The 13,683-nt window shown below is 36.8% G+C and carries 12 protein-coding genes; 3 read left to right on the plus strand and 9 right to left on the minus strand.

Going from position 1 to position 13,683, the window contains the following annotated elements; translation table 11 throughout:
- Positions 1-32 precede the first annotated feature (32 nt).
- The 3 genes from M3152_RS14375 (at position 33) to M3152_RS14385 (ending at position 6,487) form a co-directional block, all read left to right on the plus strand.
- On the plus strand, positions 33-2,117 hold the full coding sequence (locus M3152_RS14375; protein ID WP_251696077.1) for a DEAD/DEAH box helicase: 2,085 nt from the start codon (positions 33-35) through the stop codon (positions 2,115-2,117).
- 272 nt (positions 2,118-2,389) lie between these two features.
- Positions 2,390-4,129, plus strand: a complete 1,740-nt coding sequence (locus M3152_RS14380) for a DUF262 domain-containing protein (protein ID WP_251696079.1) — start codon at positions 2,390-2,392, stop codon at positions 4,127-4,129.
- A gap of 711 nt (positions 4,130-4,840) precedes the next feature.
- Positions 4,841-6,487, plus strand: coding sequence for a hypothetical protein (locus tag M3152_RS14385; protein WP_251696081.1), 1,647 nt, complete (start codon positions 4,841-4,843; stop codon positions 6,485-6,487).
- Positions 6,488-6,767: 280 nt separating this feature from the next.
- On the opposite strand, the gene M3152_RS14390 is transcribed toward M3152_RS14385, so the two are convergent.
- The 9 genes from M3152_RS14390 to M3152_RS14430 form a co-directional block, all read right to left on the minus strand.
- On the minus strand, positions 6,768-7,529 hold the full coding sequence (locus M3152_RS14390; protein WP_251696083.1) for a hypothetical protein: 762 nt from the start codon (positions 7,527-7,529) through the stop codon (positions 6,768-6,770).
- On the minus strand, positions 7,519-8,373 hold the full coding sequence (locus tag M3152_RS14395) for a hypothetical protein (RefSeq protein ID WP_251696085.1): 855 nt from the start codon (positions 8,371-8,373) through the stop codon (positions 7,519-7,521). The genes M3152_RS14390 and M3152_RS14395 overlap by 11 nt, the downstream gene beginning before the upstream one ends.
- Before the next feature lies 1 nt (position 8,374).
- Entirely contained in the window at positions 8,375-10,276 is a 1,902-nt protein-coding gene (locus M3152_RS14400) for a hypothetical protein (RefSeq protein ID WP_251696087.1), read from the minus strand.
- A gap of 352 nt (positions 10,277-10,628) precedes the next feature.
- Entirely contained in the window at positions 10,629-11,084 is a 456-nt protein-coding gene (locus tag M3152_RS14405; protein ID WP_251696089.1) for a hypothetical protein, read from the minus strand.
- Between the two features lie 313 nt (positions 11,085-11,397).
- Positions 11,398-11,526, minus strand: coding sequence for a YvrJ family protein (locus M3152_RS14410; RefSeq protein WP_251696091.1), 129 nt, complete (start codon positions 11,524-11,526; stop codon positions 11,398-11,400).
- Positions 11,527-11,590: 64 nt separating this feature from the next.
- The gene (locus tag M3152_RS14415; RefSeq protein WP_251696092.1) at positions 11,591-11,809 is read right to left on the minus strand and encodes a DUF2922 domain-containing protein; all 219 of its coding nucleotides are present in this window, start codon (positions 11,807-11,809) and stop codon (positions 11,591-11,593) included.
- A 20-nt stretch (positions 11,810-11,829) separates the two neighbouring features.
- Positions 11,830-12,048, minus strand: coding sequence for a DUF1659 domain-containing protein (locus M3152_RS14420; protein WP_251696093.1), 219 nt, complete (start codon positions 12,046-12,048; stop codon positions 11,830-11,832).
- Positions 12,049-12,234: 186 nt separating this feature from the next.
- Positions 12,235-12,726, minus strand: coding sequence for a cysteine hydrolase family protein (locus M3152_RS14425; protein WP_251696095.1), 492 nt, complete (start codon positions 12,724-12,726; stop codon positions 12,235-12,237).
- A gap of 251 nt (positions 12,727-12,977) precedes the next feature.
- Positions 12,978-13,304 carry a nucleoside triphosphate pyrophosphohydrolase gene (locus M3152_RS14430; RefSeq protein WP_251696097.1) on the minus strand — a complete coding sequence of 109 codons (327 nt, stop codon included), beginning with the start codon at positions 13,302-13,304 and terminating at the stop codon, positions 12,978-12,980.
- Positions 13,305-13,683: the final 379 nt, after the last annotated feature.

Consider the following 13,683-nt stretch of genomic DNA (forward strand, 5'->3'; position numbering starts at 1 on the left):
TGTCCGAAAGTATTCAGAAAAAGATTTGGGATATGAAATGGGATAGTTTCACCCAGATTCAAGATAAAACTATACCTATAATCCTAAATACAAATAAAGATGTGGTTATATCATCAGGGACGGCATCCGGGAAAACCGAGGCAGCCTTATTGCCAATCGTTTCTCTAATTGAGAAGAAGGCGTCCTTAACATTAAAAGTACTATACGTATCGCCACTTAAAGCACTAATTAATAATCAGTTTGGGAGAATTGAAAAACTTTGTGAGTATACAGATATCCCAATTCATCGCTGGCATGGTGACATTAATCAAAGTCAAAAGAAAAAATTTATTAATCAACCAGCTGGAATCCTACAAATTACACCTGAATCAATTGAAAGTTTATTTATCAATAGAACAGGACAGCTGCTACAAATTTTCCAACACTTAGAGTTTATTGTTATTGATGAAATTCATTCTTTCATTGGAAGTGAGAGAGGTGTACATCTCCGCTCCTTATTATCTCGAATTCAAAGTTACACACTAAATGCACCTAGAATTATAGGATTATCAGCCACTATAGACAATTTTGAACTCGTGAAACGATGGATTAATTTTAGCAATCCGAAAACCGTAGAGGTCATTGAGGCTTTAGATAGTGATAAGAAATTACTATATCACCTGATGCACATACCTACGGACGAGGATAAAAGAATTCCGGTTGAATTTTTTGAGGATATACGCGAATTGACTAGGGATCAGAAAGCAATCATTTTTTGTAATAGCAGAGGTAACGTTGAAGAGACTACAGTGTTTTTAAATCGGCTAGCCGAAAGAGAGAAAATGGGGGAAACATATTACGCGCATCATTCTTCGATAGATAAAAAGGAAAGAGAATTTGTAGAGAAAACGATTATGGAATCTAAACTACCGAAAAGCGTGGTAGCCACAAGTTCATTGGAATTAGGAATTGATATAGGGGATATTGACGTTGTTATTCAATTGGATAGCACGTTTACTGTATCTTCTTTAAAGCAAAGGCTAGGCCGGTCTGGTAGAAAGAAAGATGCAAACCAAATGCTACAACTATATAGCACCAAGGAAGATAGCCTTTTACAGTCCTTAGCCGTTATGGAGTTGGTACTTGAGAAATGGATAGAGCCCTCTGCTAATTACCCGTTTCCGATAGACATTGCATTCCATCAAATCATCTCTATTTGCCAAGAGACAAATGGTGTAAGTTATAGTGAACTAATTGATAGAATTGGATCAAATCACATTTTATATACCATAGATAGTGTGAGTCTCCAAGCATTGATCAGCCATATGATTGAGCAAGATCACTTAGAAGTTGTTCGAGAAAAGGATGAACTAATCGTTGGGATTGAAGGGGAACGGATATTAAGGAGTAAGGAATTTTACTCGGTTTTCATAACACCTGAAGAATATGAAGTCTTATCCGGGATTAGAAGGATAGGTAAACTAGACAAATCACCCTTCATCAGTGCAGGAGACAATATTATACTAGCAGGTAAATTGTGGACCATCTTAGGTGTCGATGCGGATAAAAATAAAGTATATGTAAATAGCGCAGTGAACGGAAAACCTCCCCTGTATGTAGGTAGTGGGGGGAAGCTGCACAAAAAAATCGGAAAAAAAATGTGGGAGATTGCTATTTCTGATAGAGAGTTCTCATATACGAACGAGGAAGCTACAAATACACTCAATAGCATGCGTGCTAAGTATCAGCATTATGGATTTTTGTCGAATCAAAGGCCAGTTTGGGTAGATAAAGAAGAGATGTTGATAGAGACCTTTACTGGCACAACAATAGCTCAAACTCTTGGTTGGATGTTAAGAGCATTTGGTGTCAATGTAATAGGGATAGATGGTATTGGGAGAATTAGAATTAAAGGGACGCCTGAAATTAATACTATTCTAAGCAAGATTCGGCAAAAAGACTGGCAACCGGAAGCGCTATTGCCACATACCAAAGAAAATGAATATTATTCCTCAAAGTACTCAATTTATTTACCAAAGAGCCTGCAAGATAAGATCCATATGGCTCATGAAATAGATCTTATATCCACATTGGATTATTTAAATCAAAATAATTTTAGACATATTAACTTAACTTGAGATATCATTCATTGCCTGATTGGATGAACCATTAAATGGCAATCGGAATAAATCTAATGATTAATAGGACTTTGAAGTAGGATGCTTTTAAAAGCAAACCACCTACTGTTACATGCTTATGGATAAGAAGATACAATCTTAATTTCAATTATACTTTTAAACAAAATCATAGCTGCCTATCGATCCCGACTAAGGATGTATGATATGATCTCCATAACAATAGGGCGTATCGCATATGCAGTATCTGTTGGTGATTTAGGAGGTTAATTGAAATGAGTAATTCAAAACAATTTTATTCAGATGGCTTAGTTAATATAGAAAGATTGTTGAATGGGCAAGATTACTATGAAATACCCGTACTTCAAAGAAACTACGTTTGGTCGAAGGATAATATAAAAGACTTAATTAGCGATATTAAAGAAAGTATGGATGAGGATCATACACAGGACTATTTTATTGGCAGCATGGTTTTTTCGGAAGGCAAAGAGCGGAAGGTAGTCGTTGACGGACAACAGAGGATTACTACGCTTTCTTTGATCTTTGCTGTAGCGGTAGCACAATTTAATAAGAATAATGATACTGATTATATAGGTTTGTATTCCCCATACCTCTACAAAGGGACGCCGAATGATGAAGGGGTTATTATTTCAATGAATCGCTTGAAACACCATGAAAAGGATAACTCTTTTTTTACTAACTTAATAAATAGTAGACCTGTTGGGAATACGGTTACCACATCTCAAACGAATATGGCTAATGCCAGAGTAACAATTGAAGAAGAACTGGGCTCATTTAATGAAAATGAACTGAAAAGATTCATTAACTACTTGGCAAAACGGGTACATATTGTCTCCATGGTAACTAGTGATCTTAATATGGCTTTTCGAATCTTTGAGACGTTAAATGATAGAGGGGCGAAACTCCAGCCAGAAGATCTTTTGAAAAATATGTTGCTGAGGAACTTATCTGACGGAAGCTATGATCAAGTTGCAAAAAGCTGGGATAACTTCATCAATGTTCTAACCTCTGATAATGGAAAAATGCTCGTTCCAACTTCCACGTTCTTAAAGCATTATGTAATGTCAAAAGGGCACCTCGTACAGAAGGCTAAATTATATGACTGGTTTGAGAAGAGAACCCAATCATCTACAGTTAGTCAAGCCTCATTAGGGTATGAGATAAATACAAATGAAGGAATTAATGCATTTATCAATGAATTGGCTGATGAGGCCAAGTTATACGTGAAAGCACTCTCTGGTAATTTCGAGGAATCTATTGATAACTGTATTGCGTTAGGGGTCAAGCAAGTATTAGTTATGGTGTTGGCTTCAAAGAAGCTTGACGAAACAAAGAGGAAAAAAGTATTTACATTAATGGAGTCATTAATCTTCTCTTACGTAATTACAGCTTCAAGATTTAATGTTGTTGAAAAAAGCCTGTATAAAGTTGCAGGAAAGATTAGAAATGCACATATAGACACTGCATTATTTGAAGAAGCGATCAAGGATATAGAAGCATTAATCTTGGATAAAAAAGAGCAGGCCTTAACCGCTCTAGTGGATTTTAAAATGAAAAAGTCTGACCGGAAAAAAGCTAAATATATTCTGTCTAAATTAGGTGAGTCTTTAGATGATATTGATCATTCCGGTTTCACGATTGAACACATCATGCCTGAAGAAAAGTCTGCTGGTTGGAAACATGTCAAAGAGACTGCAGAGGATTACCAAGCCTTAGTATCAAGTATCGGAAATCTTACGCTAATAAACCCGTCTGGAAATAGTTCTCTAAAGAACAAGGACTTTGATAGTAAAAAACAGGTTTATAATAATCAAACAATGCTTACCAAAACGATCGTCGAAAGTGTTAATACAGGGACGAAAAATACTAAGCATGACAAGGCGATTAAAGCGTTTAATTATAGCCCTGTCAGTGGAACGTGGAATAGAAAAGAGATCGAGAGAAGAGCCAAGGCATTACGAAACTTGGCAGAATATATTTGGTTTAAGTTCTAATAGTTTATCTGCAAAAATAATCCATCCAAGAGTGGCACACTCAATAGGATGGATTATTTTATTTCATTTATATGAAGCATCACAAGTAGATGAGTTTTTTTCTGTAGCATGTGTATGCTGTATTTGTGCTAGATCATCGAATGAACGGTGGATATCTTGACATCTTTTAGCAGGTATATCCAATTTTAAAATGATGATTCTACCGCTTTATTGATAAATTGCGGAGAAGGCACTACCGGAAAAATGGACATGTATAGCAGGTGGCAGTATAAATTCTCTTCTTTGGGTAGCCAATGGAATTACATAGAGCTATGTCAATAGGTCACGGTAGAGCATAGGAGAGAATAGAAACACTTGATGTTGGTGGGTGCTAGGAGACGGTTGTGTTGACAAGGGGTTTTTAGTATGTAAGGGATATTTGGGCAAGTTCAAGAAGGCTAGGTCACAGGATGGGGTCTAATACATCGACATTAAAAAAAGCTTATGGAATATAGTGGGGTCTTCATGTCCGTTATATAATTACGTGAAGGCTTTTTAGATAATTATAGTATCGATTTAAAGATATCTCAAATCTCATAATAACTTACTCTTCGAAAATCTAATTTGGAAAGATAATGAATTATGGTAAAATAGATACAACTCTATTCAGGAAATTAATTAGTGTACACATGTTACAAGAAGAAAAAAAGGTGTATAGATAGGAGAATAACTTTGAAGAAGTTTGTAACACAACATTTTTCCTCCTTTATTATTTCTATTTTAGCAGGATTAAGTCTACTATATTTCCAACAACAGTCTCCTGAGGTTAAATATACACTTTCAGAAAACATTCCAATAATTGGGGATATTGCTGGTTTGGAAAAGGACACAAACATTCAATTATTAGAAGTGAAAAATACTGGAAATAAAGAAGCGAACAATATTCAAGTAATTTTGAACGGTGAAATTGAAAATGTTAGCGTTGAAAAGAATTCAAGTGGAGATGATTTTCAAATATATAAAAGTCACGATAACGTTGAACTTGTATATACCTCTCTACCAGTTACGGGAACATTCAAAATGGTTATCCAAACAAACATACAACCTATTAAAGATTCGACACTGATTATTAAGCATAATGAGGGGCAGGGACTTAATGCATTAGAAAATCATAAAATAAGTTTTTCACTTATTATCGCGTGGATAATTATAGTTATATATTTATTGAGCACTTTTAAAGATTTGTATATTCGGGGTCTTTATAGAAAGTCATATTACTATAAACAGCTAGATATTCTTCATAAAGTAAAACCTTGGTATATCTCCAATGGACATTGGAAAGAAATTAGAAATACGGCGATCGATACATTGTTTACAAATGATATTGATCATAACACCATTGAAGAAGTAGCTGGATATAAATTGCTTTCTGATGACAAACATTCAAATATAACTATGAATGAATGGGAAAAAATAATTAAGTTTAGTGAAGAACAAATAAAACGTTGGGTTGATAAGTATATTAACCGTTCGTTTAGAAAATCAAGTGAAATAAGCGTATTACTAAGGACTATAAAGCCGAAATATTATTCAGAGATTAATTGGCTTGAGTTAATTAACATTGTAGAACGTGAACTGGTCGAAAAATTAAAGAGAGAAATTGGCAGTAATTCACTTGATCAACTAATGAATATTGATTTTTCTGTATTGAATATAATGAAAAGAGAAAGTAAAGAAGACTTCACATATTATTACTTACAGTTACTCGTAAATAAAATTGAAAGTGCTATAAATGAGAGTGAAAAGCCTTTCGATATATATATAAAGTATTGTGATAGCAATGATATAATTCCGCAGTATTTATTAAACCATTTGGAACGAGTGGCGAAAAATAAACAACTTATAATAACTCCCAACTTATATGAAAAAGAGAATGCTCAAAGATTTATTGAAGAAGCAAGTGAAAGAAACTATGGTGCCTATTATTTCTCGGTATTGACTAAGATTGCTAGATTGACAGTTGAATTAGACAATAAAATACTTAAATATAATTACCTAAATAAAACATTGCAGCAAATAATATATTCTTATAACGAACCTATAATTAAACCTGATTTCGTAGATTTTGATGAATTTGAAAAATTAATGAAACTAGATACAGAAATTGCAGAATATAAATCAAAACGAAAAGAAGTTGAAGATGCTAAAGAAGAAGTGATTCCATTAAAAAGGAAAATAGAGAAACAATTAAGTATTATTGATATTGTGTTAAACAATCCTAAGGAAATAGAAAAAATAGAAGACTACAGTAGTGAATTTTCACCAGGAAACTTTAAAAATTTAAAGGAATTAGCAGTTAAGATAAGTGAGGATAAATAGGGCAGGCAAATTACTGACGAGGCGTTCACAGTCTCTTTTAATTAATGCCCGGTTAGCCGTCCGTAGAATAAAAAAATCAAGAGAACGGCCAAAGCATCATTGTGAAATTTGGCGGAATAGATTTTGACTTAAGTTCTAATTGTTAATACACAAAATAATCCATCCTCGAACGGTAAACTCTATAGGATGGATTATTTTATATTTGGCCATTTCTAGTTAACCTTCTTTGCAAGGAATCGCTCACTCTATCACGAATAGTTTGTTGCCTGTTTTTAGCCCTTCAAACCAAAATCTCAAGCTCCGCAACATTAACATAATACCCAAGATACTCCATAAAGATCTCCTTAAGCTCCTCCTTCTCTAACATAGGTGACATCACCACGGGATAGCTTTTATTAAACTCCAGGAGTACTTGCCGTCCAACCCGAACATCATCACCTAAGTCATCGCGGTCCGTTATTTTCTTCTTCAATACACTGGATAGCCCTAATTCATCGACAATCGACAGGATATTAAACACGAATTGTTTGTTGCGGAAGACTTCGTACTTAATCATATAGTTAAAGAGGTCCAAGTTATCGACGATGACTTCGTAATAGTGTTTGCGAGTTGCTTCGTCCTCGACTAGGTCGGTTATATATTCTGCTCCAATTACAGTCTTGTAAATGTAGTTTTCCCAGTCGAAGTTCTTCAGCACAATGTTGTTGAAATTCGTGATGCTGTCTTTGATCTCCGGGTATTCCCTTAGCAGGAAATCACGCTTCTTCAAGACGAGCAACGAGTGGCAGAACTGTTCGTCAAAATGCAATTCACGGTTGCTGCCTAGATAGTGATTGCCGACTGTCTCGAATGCTTCTAGAAACAATTGCTTCCTGACTTCTTCACTTCTTTTCGCCATATAGATGGGGAAGTCCGGAGCTGCTTTTATATAGACGGTTTCATCGGAAAAGTAGTCATCGTTGCTTTCGATCGTGTCATTCAAGAAGTCATTGTAAAACTGTTCGTTTTTCTTGTAGCCTTTGCTTAGCAGTTTAATCTCCACTTGCTTCCAATCCTTTCACAGCTGTCGCGTATTTTTCAATGACGCGGTCGGAAATTTTGTAGATCACTTCGTCAAGCGAGTCGACATCTAGTTCGTAGACCATCTTCGCTTTCATGAGTCGATAGAGCTTGGCGTCTAGCTGATCTGTTGGCAATTCAACATCGTCCAGGTAGACATGTCCGTCATCGCCATAATCGGGATTGGTTGCGAAGCGGTGTAATGCTTTCTGCAGTCCCATATAGATGTACGGGTTATTTAACGTTCCGCTCATTGGCATGCCAGCGAATTGGAGATCTTCATTTTTGTAATGAATGACAATCGTTTCACTGCCGAGTTCTACTTTAATATCAGACTTCAACGTAGCGTCAATCTTCCGTTCAAATAGATCGAACGGTTTTGTGGAGCTGCCTTCAAAAATGACGGTGTTCGAAAAGCCGAGAAGTGCATGTTTCGGAACGACGATGTCATCCTTGAACTCCCGATAGAAGTCGTTAATGTCTTCATTGTCACGGAATGAAATATCAGTCGTTGCTTGAATGCTCATTTGGATAGACGTTCGTGTGTTGATGGATAAACGTGATTTCGCAATCTCGATGGCACGCTCATCTGGCTGCAGTTTGAAGAACTTATTATCCTTCGACTGGATGATTAAGAAAAGCTGAGCTTGTTTGCGAGCGAGTAGCCGTTGTAAAAACTCGGATTCTACTTCGTATTCGATATCGAATCGATAGTTATCTGTATTCTCCTTCAGATCAACGCTCAACGTAAATCCGCCGCTCTCATAACTGTTCGATGTATTCGTTAGCACTGGGTACGGGAAATTGGCATCCTTTTTGTAAATCATTTTACACCTCTACATAATAGACGAATTTCAATGCACGGTTGTAGTTGCTTTTCAGATCGAAGGTCAATTCAGCTACACCTTTATTGATCGTCACATGATTTATTTTATTGTTGTTGAGTGAGCAAGTTGAGCCTGTGGATTTATCGATGACTTGACTGAAATTATCTTTCAGTTTGAATGCGCTTCTGTATTCTTGGCCCATGCCGTCAATGATTGAAATGCTGACGTTACATGTAAAAGCTTTATTAACTTCCTCATTGCTAGAGAGATTGAATCGAACGATTTCTTTATTCCCCATGAGTAGACGCTCAACGGTGTTCGGGTGGATGTTGAAAATGCTAACTGGCTTGTCATCGGTTGAATCGGTATCATCCGCAGATCTATCCCTTTTCACTGGTTTAATCATCGGCGGTGTAAGTTTTTTGCGGGTCCCAGATTTCTTTTTGTCTTGTCCAGGTGGTAAATCATCGTCCATTTTGACGACCGGTTTCTTCTTATCGATAACTACTGCGCCCATCGCTTTCGACAATTCTTGTTTAAATTGGATTTCAGAAACATACAGCAAGTCTTTCGTATCCATTTTGCCATCTGTCGGGTTATGCTCTTTCACCGCTTCGTCAATAACGGCAGTCATCGCTTTCGACAAGTTGTTGATGAATCGCTTCGCTCGTTTTTGCAGCACAGGATCTTTAATGTGATCATGTGTGAGCTCAGTATGCGATTCGTTTTCTAGTGACTTTAAATACGCATCTTCTTTCATTCCGCCGATCAAGACGGCGTTGAATGGCTGGTTCGCTTTGTTCTTTACTTTTTTATCTTCGATTTTCATGCCAATTGTCCTGACAATCGCCACTCTGCCTTTTGGTATTTCTTCGTCGTACCTGAAGTACAGGTTGAATTCGTAGTCGTCTTTGCCGTCGGATACTTGAAGTGTACGAGCAGGCTGTTCCAGATAAGTGCTTACATAGAGGGGGGTGAATACGTGTTTCATGTCCGCAATGTTTTGGGTGTAGTATTCCGGGTCTTTCACGTATTCCTGAATGTTATCGGCGTTAATTTTTCTGCCATTGACGTCGACTTCTAATTTATTCAGAAGGATTGAAACGAAGAAGCTGTCGCACACGCTGCGAATGATTTCCGTTTCATCGCTATATTCTTTTCGTAAGAACGGGATAATGATTTTTAATCCACGCGTTTTCTTTTCGAAAACTTCATGGAAGTTGTTCTTAAAGGGATAGAATTTTGATTTGGATTTATTGGCATCTAGATATGTAATATCCGCGAAGTAGCCTGTGGAACGATAACTTTGATCTTTATAGTTATGCTCAATGAGTTGCACGGTACCCCCTAGATGCTGGTCTCCGTTCGCATCGCAGTTTGCGAAATACATGACATTCAAATCTGAAGCAGCGTTGGAAGCAATTTTACCGACTCCGTGAGAACCACCGCGAGACGTTTCGACAGCTGCATTCTCTTCCTCTGAATGGACCCCTTTGTTATAGGCGTAAATCGCCCACGTGTCTTTAGGAGAATTGCTCTGGCCATTCTTCGCGCCACTCAAGCCTCTCGTATTGGAATCTTCAAAAGAGATATAGTGAACCTCTTCCTCCTCAGACGTTTTCACCATATGTGCAATGGCTTCTTTCGTATAACTGTTACGGCCTTTCAAGGAATGAATACGTTCGATTACTTCATTGATTCCTGGAACGTCTTTCTTTTGGATCGTACCTGTTGTAATAGAGAACTTTACAGGACCCTCGCTATCAAGCAATCTGCCATCTAGTGAGTTTTGGATATTTTCACGGATAAGCCCCGCTACTTTTAAGTTATAAAATCGTTCAAGAATTTTATTGAAATTGGACTCCTCTATATTTGGAATCGGGGAGAACTGCCAATAGGACATACTGCACCTCACATTGTTTACTTATTTATAATAGAATGTCTTGGATCTAAGACATATAGTTAAAGTATATGGGAAAAGGGGAGGAGGATCAATGTAACTTGGAGTAATGTTTTAGGTAAGTTCACCCATAAAAAATAGAGACTGAGCAAGAGCCCAATCTCACAACAAAGAAGATATAAAGTCTACAAGTACAGCAAGCGAAACGCCGGCACAAAACCCAACAATAAAATGTCGAGGTATCTATTCAATCTCCATGCCCCCGTTCGGTTTGAATAAAAATAGGTACCAGGCACTCAAGTAATTTCGAATTGAATTTGTGCCTGATACCTCACATGATTCTTTTTTAAAATTGTCACCTATGTGTTGCAGATGAATTATTTAATAGTGAACCGAAAACTGCAAGAACAATAAAACTTGCTATAGTAAAAAGTACTACTGTCTTAAACAATACCCATGTATTAAGAAGAGCATTTACAATTAGCGCCAAAAAGATGACTAATAGAATTGATAAGATTATTTTATTGGTTAGTATATCTACCTCGAATAGGATATATATCGCCATTTTCCATAGAGTCTTGGAAAGAATAATTACACCGGCTATCATCATTAGCAATGGAAAGACTAAATTACTTAACATAGAAATGCTTTTTTCGGAATTGAACATCAACTCAAAGATTGGTGTACCTGAATTGATTTCCAAAATCAGTGGTGCAGAAAGCTTGTTTGAAAAAATAAATAATAAAATTGCTGAAAAAAAGGCTAAAGCATAAATTACGATATCATAGTTACTAGTTTTTTGTTCTTCCACAATTCTCCTCCGTTCATAATTAAATATATGTATTATTGGGGAAAAATATTAATATAGTAATATAGTAGCATTTAAAGTAATGTGTGTTTGGTTTCTTATGCCAGAGAAAAACAAGAGCTGCTAGTTTCACATGCATATTAGGAGACACCCGTTTTTAACTTAGCATCAAAGGGAATATGCTCTCCTTTGCTCTCTTTGCCAGATTCACTGTGTGAATTTCTTACCGTACTATAATTAAGTACTAGGCACCCGATCAATTCTTAATTTCTTGGGTGCCTGGTACCTTTATTAATTCATAACCTTCAAGTGAAGTTCAATTCACTTTCAAAGAAACTAGCGCATTGTGTATGGCCTCGAGTTTCGTTTCAAGCCGGTGTAAGAGATAAAAAGATACAAAAATCGGAAATCCGATTTGTTGTATAAGATTTATCCACTGTTCCATTTTGAATTCGCCTCCTCATTTTTAATGATAAAAGACTCCCCAGCCAAGCCGGAGAGCCTTTTTCTTATGCCTTTACAAGATCATCTACGGTGCGTTCGATAATGCGGGCGCCTTTTACGGTTGCAAGAAAAGAGCCATCCACTTCAAAAACCTGTGAATTGATAATCTCCTGCATGGCTCCCTCCACCTCGGCTGGTGTTAATCCAGCTTTTGGCTCGTCCACTGTTAGGGATGTTTGTTTTCCCGCAGCAGTCGTGAAGTTTAATTGTAACGTTTTCGCCATTCCTCATCTCCCCTTTCTACTTAGTTCATAATGTCTCCTGTTTCTACCCTTTCTGCTCCGATTAATGGATATTCGGAGAGCTGTGCCAATTGTGTCAGGGCGTTGTGTAGGTTGTCAGCCGTCGCGCCTTCTGCGATATTACGGTAGGATTTCGATTTTCGGATCAATTTCCCATCCTCCGTCATCCCGCCATCGAAGTACACCTTTCCTACCGCGTTTTTGAATTCGATTGTCGCCATTTGCTTTCCCTCCTTTCACACACTATATAGACTTGAAATGGTGAAAAGGATACTTCTCTGTATGTTTTATTTAAAGGCTATGTTAAAGCCCAATGTTGATTTTTTACACCTGTTAATTGAGACTTCGAGATGAGAGCAGCGTGACAGGTGGGACCCCTTGGTATAAGTTTATGGACCTAAAAATTATTAAATCAATAAGTCATTCAAACAAATTATCTCGCATCCTTTACTTTCATAATAGTCTATCATGCCGTCAATTTTCTTTTTATCATAACTGGTAATGCAATCTGATAGTACACTAACCCCATAGTTTGATTTACGTAAGTTATAGCAAGTTGACTTAACACAAGCAACAGCATCCGCTCCAGTTATGTAGAAGTCGTCTATTTCATTTATACTAATAAATTCCGTGAATTCTTCACTTGTTAATGCGTTTCCTTTATATTTTGTAAAAACATTTTCTGATACTATTTTCAAATCTGGAGCTAATTCGGCACCTAGTGTATCTGTTTTAAAAGTTCTCGTACCAGGTGACAAATTCTCATGTCTTATATAAACAACATGAATATTATTTTCGACCGCCCAATCAATTGATTTGTTGATATTGTCAATGATATCTTTGTAATTCTTTGTTACATCATTTTGAATATCAATAATTACTAAAGCTTTTTTCTGCATAATACATCCTCCTAATAAATAAACTGATTATTTTTTCTTGTAAACTTATTATAGAACAGGAGTTCGAGTGTGGCGAATATTAACAAAATCCTTTAACACAGCTTATTAAACACGGTTTAAGGAATAAGTTTTTAGGTCTTCTGAGATGCCCGGTTGTAATGGGAATCGTAATACAGTGAAGGATGCACAAGGGTGGAGAAACTTCTTTGGGGGATTTAAAGATGGAGGTACTTCATTTCGAATTAATAAATTTAGTCATCTTCTACTTCCACTAAAAAGATCCGTTCCTCAAGACTGCCTCGTTCAACTGCTTTCTCAGCACGTACCGCTTCCAGTTCCTCCACCGTAACCCCGTGAAACTTAGCAGCAGCGTGAATCAACTCCAGCAAATCGGCCAGTTCCTCAACGGCATCATCAGAGGAGATTGCTCCCTCATATTCCGCTAATTCCTCATGCATCTTCTTGTTCACTTCAGTTATGTATTGCGAGTCGTCCAATATATAGGTGACACACGTCTTACTGTCCTTTTCGATAATGCCGGGTATCAGGTCTCGTACAAGTTTGTTGTAGATTGGCATATGATTTTCTCCTTTAGGTTGCAATTTTCTATATTTTAGCATAGCGCTGGATAGAGATGTTGATAGTAATGGAAGAGAAATGTATTTTGCAAGAATTATCCCTAAATTATAAGGAATATTTTACATGTTATATGGTACTATTTAATTAATGCGAATTATGTAGAAAAAAGGCGGGGGGATTCGATTGTTGAGCTTATTTAGATCAAGATGTGGGATATGTAAAAGGAAAGTATCAGAGTTCCAACGTTATAGGTTACCGAATAATAAGGTAGGGAAAGTCTGCTTAGCTTGTTGTGTGTATGCGGAGAGAAGGGCTTATCGGAAGTGTTGAAGCAGCAACGAAGCGAACTTCACTTGTACTGAAAGAGCCTGCTGTTCA

Source organism: Sporosarcina luteola (genome assembly GCF_023715245.1).
GTDB lineage: Bacteria > Bacillota > Bacilli > Bacillales_A > Planococcaceae > Sporosarcina > Sporosarcina luteola_C.

Bases quoted from the DNA above. Each gene is read 5' to 3' on its own strand.
- M3152_RS14375 (WP_251696077.1), top strand. From the start codon at position 33: ATGAAATGGGATAGTTTCACCCAGATTCAAGATAAAACTATACCTATA.
- M3152_RS14430 (WP_251696097.1), bottom strand. From the start codon at position 13,304: ATGCCAATCTACAACAAACTTGTACGAGACCTGATACCCGGCATTATC.
- M3152_RS14420 (WP_251696093.1), bottom strand. From the start codon at position 12,048: ATGGCGACAATCGAATTCAAAAACGCGGTAGGAAAGGTGTACTTCGAT.
- M3152_RS14425 (WP_251696095.1), bottom strand. From the start codon at position 12,726: ATGCAGAAAAAAGCTTTAGTAATTATTGATATTCAAAATGATGTAACA.
- M3152_RS14395 (WP_251696085.1), bottom strand. From the start codon at position 8,373: ATGATTTACAAAAAGGATGCCAATTTCCCGTACCCAGTGCTAACGAAT.
- M3152_RS14400 (WP_251696087.1), bottom strand. From the start codon at position 10,276: ATGTCCTATTGGCAGTTCTCCCCGATTCCAAATATAGAGGAGTCCAAT.
- M3152_RS14415 (WP_251696092.1), bottom strand. From the start codon at position 11,809: ATGGCGAAAACGTTACAATTAAACTTCACGACTGCTGCGGGAAAACAA.
- M3152_RS14380 (WP_251696079.1), top strand. From the start codon at position 2,390: ATGAGTAATTCAAAACAATTTTATTCAGATGGCTTAGTTAATATAGAA.
- M3152_RS14410 (WP_251696091.1), bottom strand. From the start codon at position 11,526: ATGGAACAGTGGATAAATCTTATACAACAAATCGGATTTCCGATTTTT.